This window comes from Actinopolymorpha rutila (assembly GCF_013407855.1).
GTDB classification, from domain to species: Bacteria; Actinomycetota; Actinomycetes; order Propionibacteriales; family Actinopolymorphaceae; genus Actinopolymorpha; species Actinopolymorpha rutila.
Genome location: NZ_JACBZH010000001.1, coordinates 6,414,387 through 6,434,277 on the forward strand (window position 1 = coordinate 6,414,387; position 19,891 = coordinate 6,434,277).

Below are 19,891 nucleotides of genomic sequence, written 5' to 3' on the forward strand. Positions count from 1 at the left end.
AAACAACCGTTGGACTTGTGCCGGACTCCCCGGAGGCAACCGTGAACTCGCTTCACAACCCCACCAACGTCCCGCTACCCACCTCCACCCAGGTCCTCGTCGTCGGCGGCGGACCGGTCGGCCAGACCCTGGCCGTCGCCCTGCGGATTCGCGGCGTGGACACGACCGTCGTCGACCAGCAGTCCGGGCCCGCGGACACCTCGCGGGCGGCGGTGATCCACGCCCGCACCCTCGAGGTGCTGACCGATCTCGGCGTCAACGACGAGTTGCTGCGGCGCGGCCTGATCGTGCCCCGGTTCACCGTCCGCGACCACGATCGCGCTCTGCTGTCGGTGGACTTCCGCGGGCTCCCGAGCGCCCACCCGTACACGCTGATGTGCCCGCAGGACGTCACCGAACGCGTGCTGACCGACCGGCTGCACCAGCTCGGGGGCCAGGTGCACTACGAACACCAGGTCGTCGACGTCAAGCAGCTCTCCGACCACGCCCTCGCCACCATGGCCGACGGCCGGACCGTCCGTGCTCAGTACGTCGTGGGTACGGACGGCATGCACAGCACTGTGCGCGCGCAGGCCGGCATCGGCTTCCCCGGCACCGCCTACGCCGGGTCGTTCATGCTGGCCGACGTCCACCTGGACTGGGAACTGCCCGCCGACGAGATCCAGCTCTTCTTCGCCACCGCCGGGCTGATGGTCGTCGCGCCGCTGCCGGGCGGGCGGCACCGGGTGGTCGCCACCGTCGACGTCACACCGGAGCACCCCACCCGGGACGACCTCCAGGCCCTCCTGAACACGCGCGGTCCGCTGCGGACTCCGGCGCACGTACGGGACGTGGTGTGGGGTTCGCGGTTCCACGTGCACCACCGGCTGGCCGACCGCTACCACGCGGGCCGGCTGGTCCTGGCCGGTGACGCCGCCCACGTGCACAGCCCGGCCGGCGGGCAGGGCATGAACACCGGCATCCAGGACGCCGTCGCCCTGACCCGTCACCTGAGCGCACTGATCGAGGACGAGTCACGTCAGGCGGAGCTCGACGCGTACGAGGCCGAACGCCGGCCGGTCGCCACCGGGGTGCTGTCGCTCACCGACCAGATGACGCGCGTGGCCACGGTGCGGAGCGTCCCGCTGCAGAAGCTCCGCAACGCGGGGCTGCGCGTACTCGACCGGATCCCGGCCGCCCGCCAGGCGGTGGCGATGAACCTCGCCGAGTTGAGCACCGACCCCAACCGGGACCCCGCGCGTCCGTAGCCGCAGCCAGGGCCGGTCGACAAGCTGGCAAGTTGACGAGGCGGTTGGTTGACAATCTGGAAATTCACGCTTTACTACCTGCCATGACCATCGCACAGCAGAGATCAATTCTGGAGAAGGTGGCCCGGGGCGAGATCTCGGCCGAGGACGCCGAGCGTGAGCTGGCGGCCCTGGACCCGGGTCAGCGGCCGGGCCAGACCAACCCGGCACCGATCCCACCACCGCCCCCCGCCGGCCTCGAGCCGGTCGACCCCGCCGAGCCGGTTGAGCCGGTCGAGCCGGCCGAGCCCGCCGAGCCGGCCGAGCCCGCCGAGCCCGTAGAGCCGGTCGGCGGGCGGACCGCCTCCGAGACGCTCACGGTCCACGTCAGCCTGAACGCCGCCGGGACGATCGAGGTCGCCGGTGACCGGGAAGCCGACGACGTCTGGTTCGAGGGTCCGTACCGCGGCTCGATCGAACGCGACGGTGACAACGTGCACGTGGAGGGCCAGGTCGGCGACGACACCCTCCTCGTCGTACCGGCAAACGCTCAGCTGCACCTGGAGCTCAACGGCGGCGACGCTCTGGTACGCGGACTTCGCGGGTCCTTCCACGGCAACTTCAACGTCGGCGACGTCCGGCTGGAGACCGAGCTGACCGAAGGCACGTCCCACATCGAAGCGAACGCCGGTAACGTCACCGTGGTTCTCGCCCCCGACTCCGACGTACGCGTCGTCGTGCGGTGCCCGGCGGAGTACGACATGGACCAACTCCTGGAGAAGGCCGGCCGGGGCGAGTACGTGCTCGGCAAGGGCACCGCGCACCTGGACATCGACGGCAACCTCGCCGAGGTCTCGGTCAAGGTGGGCTGAGCCGATGACCACACATACCCCTCACACCCAGCACACGCCGCCCAGCGCCTGCCCCACCTGCCAGGCACCGTTGTCCGTCTCGGGGCTGCACTGCGAACGCTGCGACACCGAGGTCCGCGGGCACTTCAGGCACTGCGAGTTCTGCGCCCTCGACGACGCCCAGCGGGACCTGCTGCGGGTGTTCCTCGCCGCCCGCGGCAACACCAAGGAGCTCGAACGCCACCTGGGCGTGAGCTATCCGACCGCACGCGCCCGGCTGGACGAGCTCCTCACCGCGCTCGGCGTGGCCACCGCGCCACCGGTCGACCGGCAGACCAGGCGGCGCCAACTACTGGACGCCGTGGCGCGAGGCGACGTCGACGTCGACGACGCCATGGCCGAACTCACCCAGGGCGCCGGCTGAAGCGGGTTTCGAAGTGGGCAGCCGGTCGGAGCGCCTTTCCCTTTCTGCTGAAGGGAAAGACGCTCACCCCGTCCCTCCCGGACCCGCGAGGGCTACGGCAGGTTGAGCTGCCAGGAGACGCCGAACCGGTCGTTCACCCAGCCGAACCTCGTGCTGAATCCGTACCCGCCCAGCGGCATCAGGGTCTGCCCCTTCTCCGACAGCGTGGCGAACAGCCGCTCGAGCTCCGCCTCGGTCTCGCAGGTCACGAACAACGAGACCGAGGGCGTGAACCCGAACGCGTGCTCGACCGGGCTGTCGATGCACATGAGCTCCTGCCCCGCCAACGTGAAGGTCGCGTGCTGCACGCTCCCCTCGGCACCCTGGCCGTCCGCGCCGTAGCGGGTCACGGACCGCACCTCGGAGTCGGGGAACAGCGAGGTGTAGAAGGTCATCGCCTCCTCGGCCTGCCCGGTGAACATGAGGAACGTCGTGATCTTCTGCGTACTGACGATCATGGCGAGCTGCTCTCCTCCAAGGTCGCACGGAGTCCGACAACGTCTGGCAACGTCGAACAATGTTGCGACCGAGCGTTTCACCCTGGCCTTATATAAGTCAAGTCCTATCCATCGATCGCGGAGTACCCCTAGCGGAGTACGCCGAGCTCGGCGCTCACAGCCCCAGCGTGACCGTACGGCTGCGCCCGTACAGCTGGTGGGTGTCGACGTCCAGCCGGGTGCCACCCGCGACCGCACTCACCCGAACACCTTCCGCCGGCGCGACCGGGGTCAGCGGCCGTCCGCGCAGGACCACCGAGATCGTCTCCCGGTCCGTGGTGGGGTCGGCGACGGCGGCCTCGGTCCGCCCGTCGCGCCGCCGCTGCACCAGCACCGACGCCGGGCCGTCGACCCGCACACCCGCGACGTTGTGCAGGTCCGGGCCGAAGGTGTTGACCGCGGTCAGCCCGAGCCCGGTGTGCCGGACGGCCTGTACCTGCGTGGTGTTCGCCGCCACGACGACCCGGCCCTCGCCGTAGGAACCCAACTGGCGTTCGGTCGCGTTCGGAACCAGCGCGTACGCCAGCGACGAAGGCGCGACTCCGGGCGCGTGGTCCAGGTGGACGCCGAACACCGACCTGGTGATCGCGGTGTCGGGATTCGCGGTACGCACGACCCGGCGGCTGCGGGTGACCTGCTCGGTCGCGACGCGCACCGGTCCGGTGGTGTCGAGGAAGACGTAGCCGACCGAGGTGCCCTGGTCGGCGTTGGCGTATCGCAACCAGGAAAGGTCGGCGGTGCCCGTACCCGCCCATGCGCTTCCGTCGCGCCGCACACCGCTGATCGTGATCGTGTCCGTCGGCGCGGCGGTCCGGGAGTCCACCGTGGTGAGGACCGCCCGGCCGGACGGGTCGCCGACCCCCGCCGCCAGGACGACGACCTCCTCGTCCAGCATGAACCACGACTTGTGCGCGGTGGCGTTCTGGTAGACCACGAAGTCGTCCGGCAGCAGGCCCTTCTGCTTGGCCGCGTAGGCGACGTCGTCGGACTGGATCATCGCGGCCGCACCGAAGGCGCCCAGGATCGCGCCGCCGGAGTGCCGGTTCGTGCCGCGCGGGAAGTAGACGTAGGTGTTCTGCGACTCCGACGACGAGGTGAAGTTGAGCGGGTGGTCGGGGTTGTCGTAGTACGGCGTTCCGTACAGCTCGGGTATCGTCCGCCGCCGCTCGACCGGTGAGGTGACCCCCGCCAGCGCGTACGGCGACACGGTGGTGAAGTAGTCGATGCCGTACGCCTGGGCCTGGTCCTGGCCGGACAGGTAGAGGTAGTAGGCGCCGTCACCCTGGAACCACGGCAGGAGGTTCTCACCGCTCATGTATTCGTACTTGCTGATCCGCTCGGAGCTGCGGGCGAGCGCGAACGCGTAGCCGGGGCGCAGGTGGACGTGCCGGTCCATCGCGTTGAACGCCACACTTCGCGAAGCGGGGTTGAGATCCCGCGCCGGGATGGTGTCATCCGCGACGATGTCGGCGTACCTCGCGATGCTGACCGGTGAGACGAACCGGGTCGGGTCGAGCGTGGCCCGCGACGTCTCGCGGATGAACTTCACGTAGCTCTTCAACGCCGCTGCCGCGGCGCCTTCGGCGACGCTCGACAGGTCGACGACCGCCTCGACGACCACGGCCACGTCGGCGTACCCGGTGGTGGTCCGGGAGACCGCGCGGCCCTTGACCACCTCCATCATCCAGCCCTCGAAGATCAACGGGGCAAAGCCGTCGCGCACCCAGCCGTCGACCACCGACACGAGGTCGTCGCCGCGCACGTAGCTCGTGCCGTCGAGGATCTTCAGGGTCTGTACGACCCGTGTCAACAGGCCCTTGCCATAGGAACCGGTGTAGGCGACCGAGTCGTGCTGGATGAACGATCCGTCGGCGTAGTACCCGTCGGTCACGCCGTGCTCGAGGTGGTACGGATCCACGGTGGCGAAGACCGTCAACTGGTCCGCGAGCGCCTTGCCGACCCGGGCCTCGTCGCCGACCACCGCGCCCTGCAGGATGCGGTTGGTGGTGATGTCGGCGAGGTTGGCGCCGGTGTGGAACCGGGAGTCGAGGTCGACGTCGCCGTCCTTGCCGTTGCGCAGGTAGGCGTCCATCGACGCGACGTACGTCCGTGCGAGGTCGGGGCGGTAGTCGTGCACCTCGTCGGCCAGCAGCACCAGCGTCCTGCTGACGTGGGTGGAGATGCCGATCTCCCAGTTGAACCAGTTGCCGTAGTAGCCCTGCGCCTGGTCGCCGTAGTAGTGGTCGTGCAGCCACGCCAGGCCGTCGAGCACCCGGCGTCGCACCGCGGTGTTGCCGTGCAGGTCCGACGCCGGCCCACCCGGGACGCTGGTGGCGAGCGCGATCTCGTACAGGTGCTGGAACGACACGGTGAGGTTGGGGTCACTGGTCCCCAGCGGGATCCCGGTGAACAGTTCGCCGCCCGGAGGGTCGGTGTCCTTCATCGCGGCCAGCCAGGTGCGCGCGGTCTTGTCGATGCCGGCGAGCTTGGCGGCCACTTCCGGCCGCTCGTCGGCCTCGGGATCGCCGGCGAGGATCGCGACGGTGTTGGCGAGCAGTCGGGCGGCGTCGGCGTCCACGGCGTCTCCCTGGCCACCCGAGGCGGCCACCTGACCGATGACGGTCGGCTGCACCTGCGCACGCCCCGGCGTGATGGTCGTCGCCAGCCCGGCGGTCGGCAGGAGCGACAACAACTGACGACGGCTGATCCCCATGGGCACTCCTCGACGGCGGCGGCAGAGCGACGACCAAGCGGCGGCGGAACAGCGACGCGGATCTGGCGTTACGAGGTGATGCCGCCACAGTATGCACCACCGGCACGGCGCAGAGTAAGCACTGCCGATCATGGTCCGCCGCCCGGCCGACCCGGTGGGGACGGTCGCCGGGGGTCAGCCCAGGGAAGGCCGGCCAGCTCAGAGAAGGCCGGTCAGCTCAGGGAAGGCCGGGCAGGCCCGGAAACCCGTTGTCGTTGTTGTCGTTGTTGTTGTTGTCGTCGGTCGGCGTCGGCGACGGGGAGTCCGTGGGGGTCGGCGTGTCCGTCGGGGTCGGTTTCGCGGTGGGCTTGGGCTCCTTCGCCACCACGATCGTCACCCGCGTGCCGGCCTCCCTGCGCGCTCCCGCGTCGGGGATCTGCGACAGCACGGTGCCTGGGTCGGCGTCGGCGTTCTCCTCCCGGATCGCGCGCACCTTGAAGCCCGCGTCCTCAAGAATCGCCTTCGCCTCGCCCTCGTCCTTCTTGGTCACGTCGGGGACCTCGGTCAGGCCGGTCGAGTGGTAGATCGTCACCAGGGAGCTCTTGCCGACCAGCGAACCCTCCGGCGGGTTGACCCTGGTCACCTCGCCACCGGGCTTGCTGGACTGCTTGTCCTCCTTGTCCCGGACGCGGAACCCGGCCTCCTCCAGCTTGGTGCGCGCCTCGGCCATCTGGTCGCCCACGACCTCCGGGATCCGGACCTGCGGCTTCCCGCTGGACACCGTGACGTCGATCGACCCACCGACCCGCACCGAGCGGCCCGGCGCGGGGTCCTGGGCGATGACCTGGCCCTTCGGGGCGTCCTCGCTCGCCTTGTCCGTCGTGCCGCCCAGCTTGAGGTTCTTCGCCGCCAGGGCCGCCTTGGCCTGCGACTCGGTCTTGCCGATCAGGCTGGGTGCGCTGGTGGTCTGCGCCGACCCGCCATTGATCAGTTGGTACGCCGCGAAGGCCAGCACGCCGAGCAGCACCAGTCCCAGCAGGGCGAGCACCCACGGCAGCGCCCGGCGATTCTCCTCGTCGTGGTCGTCGCGGTCGCCGGGCGCCCACCGCCGCTGCTCGGCGGTCTCGTTCGCCCCGGGCTCCTGGTCGGCCGTGGGCGCGAACCGCGCGGTAGCGTCCGCGGGCGCCGCGGCGACGGCGGTCGCGGCCGCCACGGTCGGCGCCTCCGAGGCGAGGACGTTCTCACCCGCCAGCGCGCGTTGGATGTCGGCGCGCATCTCCGCAGCACTCTGGTAGCGGTCGGCCGGGTCCTTGCGCAGCGCCTGCATCGTGATCCGGTCCGCCTCTGGCGGCACCCGGGACGAGACCGCGGACGGCGGTGGCGCCTCCTCGCGTACGTGCTGGTAGGCGACCGAGACCGGCGAGTCCCCGGTGAACGGCGGCCGGCCGGTGAGCAGTTCATACAGCAGGCAGCCGGTGGAGTAGACGTCGCTGCGGGCGCCGACCTGCTCGCTGCGGGCCTGCTCCGGGGAGAGGTACTGCGCGGTGCCGATCACGGCGGCGGTCTGGGTGAGCGCGGCCGAGACGTCGCTGATCGCCCGGGCGATGCCGAAGTCCATCACCTTGACGTCGCCGGCGGGGGTCACCATGACGTTGGCCGGCTTGACGTCGCGGTGGATGATGCCCGCCCGGTGGCTGTACTCCAGCGCGTCGAGTATCTCCGAGACCACTTCCAGGGCGCGTTCGGGCAGGATCGGCCGGCCCTCGCGGAGGACGTCGCGCAGCGTGCGGCCCTCGACGTACTCCATCACGATGTACGGCACCGAGACGCCGTTCAGGTCGCCCTCGCCGTTGTCGTAGACCGCGACGATCGAGTGATGGTTGAGCGACGCGGCCGACTGCGCCTCCCGGCGGAACCTCGCCTGGAACGTCGAGTCGGCGGCGTGTTCGGGGCGCAGGGTCTTCACCGCGACGCGGCGGCCCAGTCGCAGGTCGATACCCGCCCACACCACGGCCATGCCGCCGTGCCCGAGCTCCTCGTGGAGCTCGTACCGGCCGCCGAGTACGCGACGCGGGACCGTGCGTTCCGCGTCGCCGGAGGGGCCGGACTGTGCCCGGTCGTTGGGGGTCATCCTCGCTGTCCGATCATCGACGTCACTGTGTGCCTCGTCACCGAGAGCAGTTGGTCACCCGCGCAGCGCGGCCCCGTCGTACGAGCGCTGAAGCGGGGTCTTGCCGCCGTACGCTCTGTGTGCCGCCGGAAAGTCTAGGTGAGCGAGCCGCCGGGTACGACCAACCCCCTGGCGAGCCGCCCCGACCGAAGCCGAGTCCCAGGCTGGGCGGATGCCGGAGATCTCGGTAGAGTCCGGCGGATCTCGTGGTCATACCCCCTGTGGAGGTTGGAAGCAATGGGCTTGGGATCCGGCATCCTACTGATCGTCGTCGGGGCCATCCTGTACGGCGCCGTCGACGTCGATCTTCCCTACGTCGACGACGACGCCCTCGGGCTGATTCTGCTGCTGGCCGGCCTCGCCGTCGTCATCGTCGCCGTGGTCCTGCGTGCGGACCGGCCGGAGCGGGGGGTCGGGACCGGCATCGTCCTGATCGCCGCCGGCGCCATTCTGTACTTCGCGGTCGACGCCGACCTCCCCTACATCGCCGACGACGCGATGGGCGCCATCCTGATGGTCGCCGGTGCGATCGCGATCGTCGCCACCGCCGTCATGAGCAGGCGGCGGACGCCGAGCCGAAGGTCCGTGCAGGGCTACTACCAGCCCTGACGGTCGCAGGTTCCCGAGCGGCGTCGACCCGCACCTTCGGGTGGGGGGTGCGACGCGACCTTCGGATGATGTGGTGCCGGCGCCCCGGGCGTCAGGGTGAGCTTCATGATCACCATGACTCTTCGGCGCGCCGCCGTCACCGCCTGCGTCAGCCTCGCGGCCCTGGGCCTCCTCGTTCCTGGTGTCGCCCAGGCGGGGACCGAGGTCCACCCGGCGGACCCGCCTCAGCGCCCGTCCGCCGCCCCGTCCCTCACTCTCCCGCGACCCACCGGACCGTACGGCGTGGGATCGGACACGCTGCACCTCGTCGACGCCGCCCGGCCGGACCCGTGGGTGCCCGAGGCGGGCCCCCGAGAGCTCATGGTCTCGATGTACTACCCGGCGCGCCGGGCATCGGGGACGCCGACGGGATACGTCACACCACACGAGTCCGAGCTGATCCTCACCAGCCAGGGCGTCACCGACGTCCCCGCGGACATCCTGAGCACCGTCCGGACGTACGCCCGATCCGGCGCGGCACCGCGGGCCGGCAGACACGACTATCCGCTCGTCGTCCTCTCGCCCGGGTTCAGTTTCCCGCGGACCTCGCTCACGGCGCTGGCGGAGGATCTCGCCAGCAACGGCTACGTCGTCGCCGCCGTGGAGCACACGTACGAGTCGGTGGCCACGACCTTCCCCGACGGTCACGTCACCACCTGCGTGGCGTGTGAGGCGGACACGACACCGCAACGGATCATCCAGGGACGAGCCGCCGATGTCTCGTTCGTTCTGGACGAACTCGTGGGTCCGCACCCGGCCTGGCGGCTCGCCCGCCTGATCGCCCCGGCGCGGATCGGGATGGCCGGCCACTCCATCGGCGGCGCGTCCGGCGGATCCACCGCCGCCCGCGATCCGCGCGTCCGGGCCGCGGTGAACCTGGACGGCACGCAGTTCGACCCGCTGCCCGAGACCGGGCTGGACGTGCCGTTCATGTTCCTGGGCACCGAGGACGGCCACTCTCCGGGCGGGGGCGAGGACACCACCTGGGACCGGGACTGGCAGCGGCTGACCGGATGGAAGCGATGGGTCACCGTCAGCGGCAGCGGGCACTCCTCGTTCACCGACTACGGAACCCTGGCCGACCAGCTCGGCGTGGACATCGGGCAGACGATCGCCGGCGACCGTGCCGTGCGGATCACGAACGCGTACGTGGGTGCGTTCTTCGACCAGCACCTGCGCGGGCGGCACCGCCCACTACTCGACGGCCCGTCGCGGACGTATCCGGAGGTGCGCTTCCGGCCCTGACGTCCGGAGCGCATGTCAACGCGCTGTTGCAGCACGGGTTGCGAGCACGTAGCACTGCGAGGTCTTCTCCCAGCCCTCCGGCTCGCGGACGACCCGGGCGTGCAGCACGAAGCCGTTGTCCCGCAGGTCCGCGATCACCCGGTCCGGGCTCAGCCGGTACACGTCGTACGACACCTCGTGGCCGTACGCCTGCTCCAGCCGGACCTTCTGGTCCTCCCCCACCTGGAAGCCGAGCAGCAGCCGGCCGCCGGGACGCAGCACCCGGGCGAACTCCGCGAACACCGGCTCCTGCTCCTCGGGCGGGGTGTGGATGACGGAGTACCACCCGAGGACTCCGGCGAGTTCGGCGTCGGCGAGGTCCAGCGCGGTGATCGTTCCCTCGGCGAACCGCAGCCCGGGGTGGTCCCGGCGCGCCTGCGCCAGCATCCCCGGCGACAGGTCGACGCCTAACGCGTCCAGGCCGAGCGTGGCCAGGTGCCCGGTGACCCGCCCGGTCCCGCAGCCGAGGTCACCCACCGGTCCGCCGCCGTCGGCCAGGACGAGCTCGGCGAAGGCCGCGAGCATCGCCCGCTCCACCGGCTTTCCGGCGAGCTCGTCCCGGAACATCTCGGCGTAGTCGGCGGCCACGGTGTCGTAGGCGGTTCTGGTCACGTGCAGGTGGGGGGCTTCGACGTCGGTCACCCGCCCGACCGTACTGTCTACCCCGGACCCACTGTCGCCGCCGCTCCGCAGGCACCGCGGCGCAGCCCCGGAGCCCGCCCGCCACGTACGGACCTCGACCGGCCCAGCGCGGCCGTTTGTGCGGATCGGACAAATCCGCGCCGCCGACTCCGTGGGCTGCCGCGCTGATGAGGCGTGAACGACTTGGCAAAGTGGCGGATAGTGGAGCTTCACGAAGAAGGGGTGCGCTGATGACTGCTGGCAACGAGGCCGTTCTGGTGACCGGACTCGGCGCGACGACACCACTCGGCGGGGACGTCGACTCGACCTGGGCGGCCATGCTCGCCGGCGAGTCGGGGATCACTCCCCTCGAGGAGGAGTGGGCGGCCGACCTCCCAGTGCGGATAGCAGGCCGGTTGAAGGTCGACCCCAGCGAGGTCATGGGCCGGGTCGAGGCCAGGCGGCTGGACCGCTGCGAGCAGATCGCCCTCATCGCCGCCCGGCAGGCCTGGGAGCACGCCGGCCGGCCCGAAGTCGAGCCCGAGCGGCTGGCGGTGGCCATCGGCACCGGCGTCGGCGGGGTGCTCACCACCCTCGGCCAGGACGACGTGCTGGAGACGTCCGGCGTACGCCGGGTCTCCCCGCACACGGTGCCGATGCTGATGCCGAACGGTCCCGCGGCGTACGTCAGCATGGACCTCGGCGCCCGCGGCGGCGCGCACACCCCGGTCAGCGCCTGCGCGTCCGGCGCGGAGGCGATCGCCCTCGGGCTCGACCTGATCCGGCTCGGCCGCGCCGACGTCGTGATCGCCGGTGGTACGGAAGCCTGCATCAGCGCACTGCCGCTGGTCGGGTTCGCCAACGCGCGCGCCCACTCGATGCGCAACGACGCACCCCAGGAGGCCTCGCGGCCCTTCGACGTCGACCGGGACGGCTTCGTCTTCGCCGAGGGTGCCGCCGTGCTCGTCCTGGAGCGCGCCGACTTCGCCGCGGCCCGCTCGGCGCGCGTGCACGCCGCCCTCGCCGGCTCCGGCCTCACTTCCGACGCCGGTCACATCACCGCCGGTAGCCAGGAAGGCCAGGCCCGCGCGATCCGGATGGCGCTCAGGTCCGCCGGGGTGGCTCCGGAGGAGATCGGGCTCGTCCACGCGCACGCGACCTCCACTCCGATGGGTGACGTCACCGAGGCCGGTTCGATCACCGAGGCGATCGGCCCGCACCCGGCCGTGACCGCGACGAAGTCGATGACCGGCCACACGTTCGGGGCCGCGGGCGCGATCGGTGCGATGGCCACGATCCTCGCTCTCCGCGACCAGGTCGTTCCGCCGACGATCAACCTCCACCAGCTCGACCCGCAGGTGAAGCTCGACGTGGTGTCCGGCGAGGCGCGCAAGATGCAGTTGAACGCGGCGCTGGCGAACTCGTTCGGCTTCGGCGGCCACAACGCGGCGCTGGTGTTCACCACCGCACCGTGACCTGACCACGCACACTGACCCCCGTTCGCCGTGACCGGCGACGGGGGTCAGTCCGTCGCGGCCGGGTGGTCGCTCGCGCTCCTGCGGAGTACGCAGAACTCGTTGCCCTCGGGGTCGGCGAGCACGGCCCAGCCGTGGTCGGCGCCGCTGCGGCGGTCGGTGACCATGGTCGCCCCGACCTTGAGCAGGCGGTCGACCTCCGCGTCGGGATCACCCGCGGGGCGAAGGCACACGTGGGCGCGGTTCTTCACAGTCTTCGGCTCGGGCACCCGGCAGAAGAAGAGTGTCGGCCCGAACGCCTGGGCGATGCTGGCCTCTGGGTCACCGGGAAAGTCGTCCGCGGCCAACGGCCGGCCGGTGACCTTGCTCCAGAACTGCGCCAGCTCGAACGGCTCGGCGCAGTCGAACACGATGTTGTGCACGACGGCGGTCATCGAACCGTTATAACACCGCGTGTCAGTGCGACTCCAGACCGCGCAAGGCATCGGCGAGCGCGTCGAACACTCTTTCCACCACGGCCTTCTGGCCCGCGTGAACCTTCGTCACCTTGTCGCCGGCCATGATCCGCAGCCGGGCGGTGTCGTAGACCGTGCCGTGGGCGGCGGCGACGAACCCCGCGCCCAGGGTGGCGCCGGTCTCGTCGAAGCCCTCGGCGCGGAGCATGTCCACCAGCTCCGCGCGAAGCTCGTCCTGCTGCTCCAGCGTTCGCGCGCGCAGCGCCGGGGTCTCGTCGACGACCTTCCAGAACGCCTTGCCGTGCTCGACCACACCCGACATCGGATGGCGTTCGGCCAGCCATCCCAGGTGCAGCCTGCGCAGCGCCTCGGCGACCGGCTCGCCCAGCCCGCGCTCGCTGATCGCCTGCCGGAAGTCGACCACCGTCTCCGCGGACCGGTCCAGGAACAGATCCTCCTTGCGCGGGAAGTAGTTGAACACGGTCATCCGGGACACGCCGGCCGCCTCGGCCACCTCGGCGATGGTCACGTCGTCGAATCCCCGCGCGAGGAACATCCCGGTCGCGACGTCGGAGATCCGGCGCCGGGTCTCCCACTTCTTGCGTTCCCGCAGCCCGGTCATGGCGAAAGCATACTCAGTCGAAACTTGTACTGAGTATATTTTCATGTCATGGTGACTTCCATGCGCGAACCGAAGACCTGGGACGTACTCGTGGCCGGCGGTGGGCCGGTCGGACTCATGCTCGCCTGCGAGCTACGGCTGCACGGCGCCGACGTACTTGTGCTGGAACGCCTGACCGAACCGGACGCCACCATCAAGGCAGGTTCGGTGAACGTGCCCACGCTGGAGGCGTTCCGCCGACGTGATCTCCTCGCCCCGATCGAGCGGTTCCAGGCCGGCATGCTGGCCTCGGTCGCGCAGATGTGGGCCGAGCCGGGCAAGCCCGCGCCCGACGTGACTGTCGTACGGGAGCGGATGCGCACGGTGGGCGGCCACTTCGGTGGCCTGTTCAAGCTCGATCCGACCCGGCTGGACGCCGACGACCCCGACCTGGACATCACCGACGGCAACCCGCTGGCGGTGATGCCCCAGATCGAGGTCGAACGCCTGCTGGCCGACCGGGCCGCCGAGCTCGGCGTGGAGGTCCGACGCGGCGTCGCCGTCACCGAAGTCGATCGGGACGACGACGGGGTGAGCGTGCGGTGCGGCGGGGCGGAGGTGATCCGTGCGCGCTACCTGGTCGGATGCGACGGCGGGCGCAGCATCGTGCGCCGGCAGACCGGCTTCGACTTCCCCGGCACCGATCCCTGCATCACCGGACACCAGGCCATGGTGACGATCGACCATCCGGAGCGGCTGTCGAAGGGCTGGACCCGCACCGAGATCGGCACGTACGTCCACGGGCCGATGCCGGGCCGGATCCTCACCGTGGAGTACGACGGTCCGCCCACCGGCCGCGACCTGCCGGTCACCCGCGAGGAGCTGGAGACCAGCCTGCGGAAGGTCAGCGGGCAGGACGTACGGATCACCGCGGTGGAGAGCGCGACCAGGTTCACCGACAACGCCCGGCAGGTCACGGCGTACCGGAAGGGCCGGGTCCTGCTGGCCGGCGACGCCGCCCACGTGCACTCACCGTTCGGCGGCCAGGGACTCAACCTCGGCATCGGCGACGCCGTCAACCTGGGGTGGAAGCTGGCCGCGGTCGTGCGGGGCCGTGCCGACGTCGACCTGCTCGACACCTACACGACCGAACGCCACCCGATCGCCGCGCGCGTGCTGGAGATCACCCGCGCCCAGGTGGCGCTGATGCGGCCCGGCCCGCACACGACCGCGTTGCGGGACGTGATGTCGGACCTGATGGACACCCACGAGGGGAACGCCTGCTTCGTCAAGCTGATCGGCGGGTTCGCCCAGCGGTACGACCTCGGCGGCGATCACCCGTTGGTCGGCCGCCTGATGCCGTTGCTGCGGCTGGCGGACGGCACGACGCTCGCCGACCACTTCCACGACGGCGGCTTCGTCCTGCTCGACCTTTCCGGCGCCGACCAGTTGCGGGCGTTCGCGACCGGCACCGACCAGTGCGTGAAGGTCGTCACCAGCAAGGCGGAATCCAGCGGGCTCAGCGGACTGCTCGTTCGACCGGACGGCTACGTGGCCTGGGGTCGGGAGGACGGCACCGCCGAAGGGTTGCCGGAGGCGTTGTCCCGCTGGACCCGGACCAGCTGTCAACAGCCGGTTGGCGCGAGCAGGAGCTAGCTGTGGACCGCCCGCTGGGTGGGCTCACAGCCGGCGATCTTCAGCAGGACCTCGGCGACCTGGTCCGGCGCGGCCTCCATCGCCGTGTGCACGGTGGCCAGGTCGTACACCCGCCAGTCACCGCCGAGGCCGGCGGCGATCGGGTCGAAGATGTCCTCGGTCTCCCGGTTGGCCGTGCAACGGACGTAGCTGCACGGCACTCCCGCACCGACCGGTTGGGTGAGACGGACCGGTTCCTCGAAGCACCGCAGCGGATGGTCGGTCCACCGTGGGTTCATCCACCGGAGGTTCTCCTCCGTGGACGCGGTACGCCACTCGTCCTCCAGCGGGATGCGCCAGCCGTCACCCTCGCGCTCGGCGAGTTCGCGGTTGTGCCGGGCACCGCCGACCGGCACCAGGTCGTGCAGCGACTGCCCGTCGCGAGGGACGAAGGCATCCAGAAAGACAAGCTGGGCAAGGCGTTCGGGCACCCGGTCGCACACGCCGGTGACGACCATACCGCCGTAGCTGTGCCCGACGAGCACGACGTCGGCGACGTCGTCGTACTCCAGCACCCGGACGACGTCCTCGACGTGCGTGCCGAGCCCGACCTCCGGAGAGGCCAGGTGGGCCCGCTCACCGAGCCCGGTGAGGGTGGGCGTCCGGACGTCGTGCCCCTGCGCCCGCAGAGCAGACGCGACGTGTTTCCAGATCCAGCCGCCACACCAGGCGCCGTGGACAAGTACGAACGACGTCACCGCTTCTCCCTTGGACATGCCGGCCGCTGGACCCGGACCACTGCCAACGCTCAGTTGCGCCTGCAGACCATCAGGAGGTTGCCGTCGGGGTCACGGAACTGCAGGAACGACACACTGCCGATGTCCTCGATGTCGCTCTCGACCCTGACGTCGTTGGCCGTCAGGTGCGCGAGGCACGCCTCCAGGTCGGTCGACCACCAGAAGAACCGCGGCGGGCCGGCGATGTCGAAGTCCGGCTTGTTGGCGTCCAGCGCGAGGCCCACCTCACCGGTGGTCGGCAGGTCGTAGATGGTGTCCTCGTGCGAGGCGTCCCCGACCGGCAGGCCGAGCAACGCGGAGTACCACTCGATCGACCGTCGCATGTCGCGCACCGGGATGAACACCATGCCGACGCGGTTCTCGATCGGGGAACCTACGTGCCGGCCAGTCGCGTGCGAAGTCATGCGTCCTCCTTGACACCGCTTCCGGTGCCGTCCTGATGCGGTGTCGTCGCGATGAGTGGAATCGATTCCAGGAGCTCGGTCACGAAGACAGCGAAAGTCTGGTGAGGAGCGTATCCAGTGCCCGGCGTACGGCGGTCACCGCGTCGGACCGACGCCGGAATCCCCACACAGTAAGCGATCCCTGCCACTGAGCGACCAGGAGCTCACCCAGGCCGGGCACGCCGCCCGGCACGTCACCGGGTACGCCATCCAGGCGTTCCTCGACACCGGTGGCGAGGGTGTCAAGCCACGCTTGCCCCCGCGCGCGGAGCACCGGATCGCGCAGATCCTCACGGAGCAACATCAACTGGTCGGCGAAGTCGCCGGAATCAGCGGAATCCCCGGGGTCGTACTGCCCGGTCAGTCGTACGAGCAGGTCGACGACTCCCTCCGGGCCGGCCGGCGCCTCGGCGCACGCGCGCGCGGTCTCCTCGTCGAGCCGGTCCCAGGCGAACAGCAACGCCGCCCGCAGGAGGTTGGCCCTCGACCCGAACCGCTGCACCAGCGTCGACGCCGCGAGGTCGACCCGGGCAGCCAGCGAGCCGAAGGAGAGCGCGTCCGGGCCGGAGGCACGCACGATCGACAGCGCGGTGGAAAGGAGCGCTTCGTCGGGGACTGTTCGCTTGCGAGGCATGGCGGGATAGATTATAAACGAACGGTTGGTCACATACGCCGGGCAGGGTCGCATACGCCGGGCAGGGAGGAACAGCTTCGTGAACGCACTGAACGGCAGCGGCGCGCTGGACGGCAGGGTCGCCCTGGTCGCCGGCGGAACCCGTGGTGCCGGACGCGGCATCGCGGTCGAGCTCGGCGCCGCGGGAGCGCACGTCTACGTCACCGGACGGACCACCCGCGAACGCAGGTCGGAGTACGACCGGCCGGAGACGATCGAGGAGACCGCCGAGCTCGTCACCGCCGCGGGCGGCACCGCCACCGCCGTAGCTGTGGACCATCAGGAGCCGGAGCAGGTCGCCGACCTCGTACGCCGGATCGAGCACGAGTCGGGCCGGCTGGACGTTCTGGTCAACGACATCTGGGGCGGCGAGCTGCTGTTCGACTGGGACGCGAAGCTGTGGGACCACGACCTGGACAACGGTCTGCGGCTGCTCCGGCTGGCAGTGGAGACGCACCTGATCACCAGCCATCACGCCCTGCCGCTGCTCACCCGGCAGCCGGGCGGTCTCGTGGTGGAGATGACCGACGGGACCTACGACTACAACGCGCAGACCTACCGCGTGTCGGCGTTCTACGACCTGGCGAAGTGGTCGGTGCTGCGGCTGGCCTGGAGCCAGGGCAGGGAACTCGCCGAGCACGGCTGCACGGCTGTCGCGCTCACACCGGGGTGGCTGCGCTCGGAGATGATGCTCGAGCACTACGGCGTCACCGAGGAGACCTGGCGGGAGGTCCTCGATCGTCCGGTCCAGCCGCCGTTCCCGGACCCGGGGCACTTCGGCATCTCCGAGACCCCGCGGTTCGTGGGCCGGGCGGTCGCCGCGCTGGCCGCCGATCCCGACGTCGCCCGGTGGAACCAGGCCTCTCTGTCGTCCGGGCAGTTGGCGAAGGAGTACGGCTTCACCGACCTGGACGGCAGCACTCCGGACGCCTGGCGCTACATCGTGGAGGTTCAGGACGCCGGCAAACCTGCCGCCGCGCACCTCTACCGCTGACCTACCGGCATCCGCCCACCGAGGTCGCCGAGGTCGCCCGCGTTGCCGGCGTTTCGTCCGACCCGCTTCGGCCGTACGGCGGCCGGGGCAGGATCCCGGACGTGCGGACCGCCGAGATCTACATCCAGGCCGCCGCGATCCGGACCTCCTTCAGCCCCTTGTCGGACCGACCTCGGACCCGAGTAGAACCCGCTCGGCCGCAGCGACCTGTCGCCCCGACTAGGGTGATCGACATGGGACAGGTCGAGGTTGCTCTGGTGATACTCACCGACCAGCGCGGTCGGATCGTCATGCAGCACCGGACCGACGACGCACCGACCGATCCCAGCCGATGGACCGTTCCCGGCGGCATGATCGAGCCCGGCGAGGACCCTGAGGCCGCCGTCCACCGGGAGTTACTGGAGGAGACCGGGCTCCGGTGCGCCACATTGTCGCTGGAACGCGTGATCGAGCGACGGTTCCATGGTTCGCGGTCGGTGCGCTACCACGTGTTCGCGGGGACCACCGACGCCACGGACCAGGACATCGTGCTCGGCGAAGGTCAGGCGATGGTCTTCGTGTCGCAGGACGAGATCGGCCGCAAGGACCTGTCACCGATCGCCCGGGAGGTCCTCGCCGAGCGCCTGAACGGGCCGGAGCACGGTGACTCCGCTGTCGACGCCGCGGTCGACGCGGTGGCGCGGCGGCTGACCGAGGAGATCCCCCGACTGCTCGCCGAGCAGGACGTCCCCGGCATGGCAGTCGGGATCTGTGACCGGTCGGGCGTCCGCTGGTCGGCCGGCTTCGGCGTCCGCGTCCGTGGCGGGGACCAACCCGTGTCCACGCAGACGGTGTTCAGCATCCAGTCGGGTACGAAGATGTACACCGCGACCGCCGTGATGCTCACCGTCCAGCGCGGCCTGGTCGACCTCGACGCCCCGATCACGGCGTACCTCCCCGACTTCACCGTTCACAGCCGGTGGGAACCCGAACCCCAGCACCGGATGACGTTGCGGCACCTGCTCTCCCACACCGCCGGCTTCACCCACGAGGCGCCGCTGGGCAGCAACTTCGACGACCGCGACACGTCGTTCGAGGAGCACTGCCGGAGCATCTCCGACACCTGGCTGCGGTTTCCCGTCGGCCACCACTACGAGTACTCCAACCTCGGGATCGACCTCGCCGCGCTGGTCGTGCAGCGGGTCACAGGAGTGGCGTTCCACGACTTCGTACGTGAGGAACTCCTGCGGCCTCTGGGACTGCACCGCACCAGCCTCGACCACAAGGCGATCGCCGACGACCGCGATCGAGCGGTCGGGCACTCCGTTGCCGGCAGCCGGGTCCCGGTGCGCGTGCCGATGGTCGGTGCGGGTGGTGCGTACACGAACGTGGACGACGCCCTGCGTTACCTGATGTTCCACCTCACCGGCGGTCAGGGCGTGCTGCGGCCGGACCTGCTGGCGGAGATGTACGAGATCCCGAATCCCCTTCCAGAACAGCGGTTCGGGTACGGGCTCGGCGTACAGGTCAGCCGCTGGAACGGCCGCCGTGTTCTCAACCACGGCGGCGGCGGCTTCGGCTTCCAGTCCGCAATGGCCTGGGACCCCGACGCCGGCATCGGGGTGGTGATGCTCACCAACACCGACCAGCCGTTGAAGGCTCACCTGGCCACCGGCATGCTGGCCGACCTCACCGGCAGCGACCCGTACGTCCCGCCGATTCCTCCGGCGGCGGCCGACGTCGACCGTGGGACGCCGGCGACGATGGCCGGCGAGTACGTCGGGCGCGGCTTCAAGGTGATCCGGATCAGCGTCGACGGAGACCGGATTGCCCTGGAACGTGACCGGACCAGGCAGCCGGCGCGGGTGATCGGGACGAACGAACTCGTGTCCGAGGACGACGGCTACCAGCGGTTCCGGCTGCTCGGCCACGACGGCGGACCCGGCCGCGACTACCTCGTCAGCGTCGACGACGGCGCCACCTACTACCGCAACGACGCGCCGTCATTGGGCGACGACGCCACGGAGCTTTCCTACGGCGTCGACTACATGGGTACGCGCATAGGGAGGCTGCGGCTGCGGCACTCCGGTGACGGCGCCACTCTTGTCGGTGACGGCGACGAGTTCGGCTTTCCCCCGCTGCGGCTCACCGAGCACACGGCCGGGCTGTACTTCTGCGCGATGGGCGAGGCACTGGACCTGACCGTTGATCGTCCCACGTACGCCAACATCACCCTCCATCCCGACGACGCGAGCTGACCCGCGACGACACGTCCCAGCACCTTGGGCGGTATGTCCCTCCTGACCGACCAGGACCCCGGGCACCAGGACCGAAGCGGCCGTTCGGCGTATGGTGGCCGCCGGGGGACAGCCAAGGAGGTGTTCTGC

At 70.4% G+C, this 19,891-nt stretch carries 18 protein-coding genes; 9 read left to right on the top strand and 9 right to left on the bottom strand.

The window, feature by feature from the left end; all coding sequences use genetic code 11:
- Positions 1-41: 41 nt before the first annotated feature.
- From F4554_RS28795 to F4554_RS28805, 3 genes are all read left to right on the top strand, one after another.
- A complete protein-coding gene (locus F4554_RS28795; protein WP_179790752.1) occupies positions 42-1,247 on the top strand; it encodes an FAD-dependent monooxygenase in 1,206 nt (401 codons plus the stop codon).
- 83 nt (positions 1,248-1,330) lie between these two features.
- A complete protein-coding gene (locus F4554_RS28800) occupies positions 1,331-2,098 on the top strand; it encodes a hypothetical protein (protein ID WP_179790753.1) in 768 nt (255 codons plus the stop codon).
- 4 nt (positions 2,099-2,102) lie between these two features.
- Positions 2,103-2,501, top strand: coding sequence for a DUF2089 domain-containing protein (locus F4554_RS28805; protein ID WP_179790754.1), 399 nt, complete (start codon positions 2,103-2,105; stop codon positions 2,499-2,501).
- A 92-nt stretch (positions 2,502-2,593) separates the two neighbouring features.
- On the opposite strand, the gene F4554_RS28810 is transcribed toward F4554_RS28805, so the two are convergent.
- The 3 genes from F4554_RS28810 to pknB form a co-directional block, all read right to left on the bottom strand.
- A complete protein-coding gene (locus F4554_RS28810) occupies positions 2,594-2,998 on the bottom strand; it encodes a VOC family protein (RefSeq protein ID WP_179790755.1) in 405 nt (134 codons plus the stop codon).
- 154 nt (positions 2,999-3,152) lie between these two features.
- The gene (locus F4554_RS28815; RefSeq protein ID WP_179790756.1) at positions 3,153-5,750 is read right to left on the bottom strand and encodes a polysaccharide lyase family 8 super-sandwich domain-containing protein; all 2,598 of its coding nucleotides are present in this window, start codon (positions 5,748-5,750) and stop codon (positions 3,153-3,155) included.
- A gap of 217 nt (positions 5,751-5,967) precedes the next feature.
- A complete protein-coding gene (gene pknB / locus F4554_RS28820) occupies positions 5,968-7,860 on the bottom strand; it encodes a Stk1 family PASTA domain-containing Ser/Thr kinase (protein WP_179790757.1) in 1,893 nt (630 codons plus the stop codon).
- Positions 7,861-8,136: 276 nt separating this feature from the next.
- On the opposite strand from pknB, the gene F4554_RS28825 reads away from it, so the two are divergent.
- A complete protein-coding gene (locus F4554_RS28825; RefSeq protein ID WP_179790758.1) occupies positions 8,137-8,508 on the top strand; it encodes a hypothetical protein in 372 nt (123 codons plus the stop codon).
- A gap of 105 nt (positions 8,509-8,613) precedes the next feature.
- Positions 8,614-9,792 (top strand): alpha/beta hydrolase family protein, encoded by a 1,179-nt coding sequence (locus tag F4554_RS28830; protein ID WP_238341433.1) that lies wholly within the window; start codon positions 8,614-8,616, stop codon positions 9,790-9,792.
- A gap of 15 nt (positions 9,793-9,807) precedes the next feature.
- Here the strand turns inward: F4554_RS28830 and F4554_RS28835 are convergent, their stop codons facing one another.
- The gene (locus F4554_RS28835; RefSeq protein ID WP_337796240.1) at positions 9,808-10,473 is read right to left on the bottom strand and encodes a class I SAM-dependent DNA methyltransferase; all 666 of its coding nucleotides are present in this window, start codon (positions 10,471-10,473) and stop codon (positions 9,808-9,810) included.
- A gap of 230 nt (positions 10,474-10,703) precedes the next feature.
- Here F4554_RS28835 and F4554_RS28840 point away from each other — a divergent pair, with 230 nt between their 5' ends.
- On the top strand, positions 10,704-11,927 hold the full coding sequence (locus F4554_RS28840; RefSeq protein WP_179790759.1) for a beta-ketoacyl-[acyl-carrier-protein] synthase family protein: 1,224 nt from the start codon (positions 10,704-10,706) through the stop codon (positions 11,925-11,927).
- Between the two features lie 47 nt (positions 11,928-11,974).
- Here F4554_RS28840 and F4554_RS28845 read toward each other — a convergent pair whose 3' ends face one another.
- Together F4554_RS28845 and F4554_RS28850 are read right to left on the bottom strand one after the other, a co-directional pair.
- Positions 11,975-12,361 carry a VOC family protein gene (locus F4554_RS28845; protein WP_179790760.1) on the bottom strand — a complete coding sequence of 129 codons (387 nt, stop codon included), beginning with the start codon at positions 12,359-12,361 and terminating at the stop codon, positions 11,975-11,977.
- A gap of 22 nt (positions 12,362-12,383) precedes the next feature.
- Entirely contained in the window at positions 12,384-13,004 is a 621-nt protein-coding gene (locus F4554_RS28850; protein WP_202889500.1) for a TetR/AcrR family transcriptional regulator, read from the bottom strand.
- A 60-nt stretch (positions 13,005-13,064) separates the two neighbouring features.
- Between F4554_RS28850 and F4554_RS28855 the strand changes: the two genes are divergently transcribed.
- Entirely contained in the window at positions 13,065-14,639 is a 1,575-nt protein-coding gene (locus F4554_RS28855) for an FAD-dependent monooxygenase (RefSeq protein WP_179790762.1), read from the top strand.
- Here the strand turns inward: F4554_RS28855 and F4554_RS28860 are convergent.
- From F4554_RS28860 to F4554_RS28870, 3 genes are all read right to left on the bottom strand, one after another.
- A complete protein-coding gene (locus F4554_RS28860; protein WP_202889501.1) occupies positions 14,636-15,394 on the bottom strand; it encodes an alpha/beta fold hydrolase in 759 nt (252 codons plus the stop codon). The two genes, F4554_RS28855 and F4554_RS28860, sit on opposite strands and share 4 nt — an antisense overlap.
- A gap of 32 nt (positions 15,395-15,426) precedes the next feature.
- A complete protein-coding gene (locus F4554_RS28865; RefSeq protein WP_179790763.1) occupies positions 15,427-15,819 on the bottom strand; it encodes a VOC family protein in 393 nt (130 codons plus the stop codon).
- A gap of 79 nt (positions 15,820-15,898) precedes the next feature.
- Entirely contained in the window at positions 15,899-16,492 is a 594-nt protein-coding gene (locus F4554_RS28870) for a TetR/AcrR family transcriptional regulator (RefSeq protein WP_179790764.1), read from the bottom strand.
- 79 nt (positions 16,493-16,571) lie between these two features.
- Here F4554_RS28870 and F4554_RS28875 point away from each other — a divergent pair, with 79 nt between their 5' ends.
- Together F4554_RS28875 and F4554_RS28880 are read left to right on the top strand one after the other, a co-directional pair.
- Complete coding sequence (locus F4554_RS28875) at positions 16,572-17,525, top strand: SDR family oxidoreductase (protein WP_337796241.1); 954 nt, start codon at positions 16,572-16,574, stop codon at positions 17,523-17,525.
- A gap of 233 nt (positions 17,526-17,758) precedes the next feature.
- Positions 17,759-19,762 carry a serine hydrolase gene (locus F4554_RS28880; protein WP_179790765.1) on the top strand — a complete coding sequence of 668 codons (2,004 nt, stop codon included), beginning with the start codon at positions 17,759-17,761 and terminating at the stop codon, positions 19,760-19,762.
- The last annotated feature ends 129 nt before the right edge of the window (positions 19,763-19,891 follow it).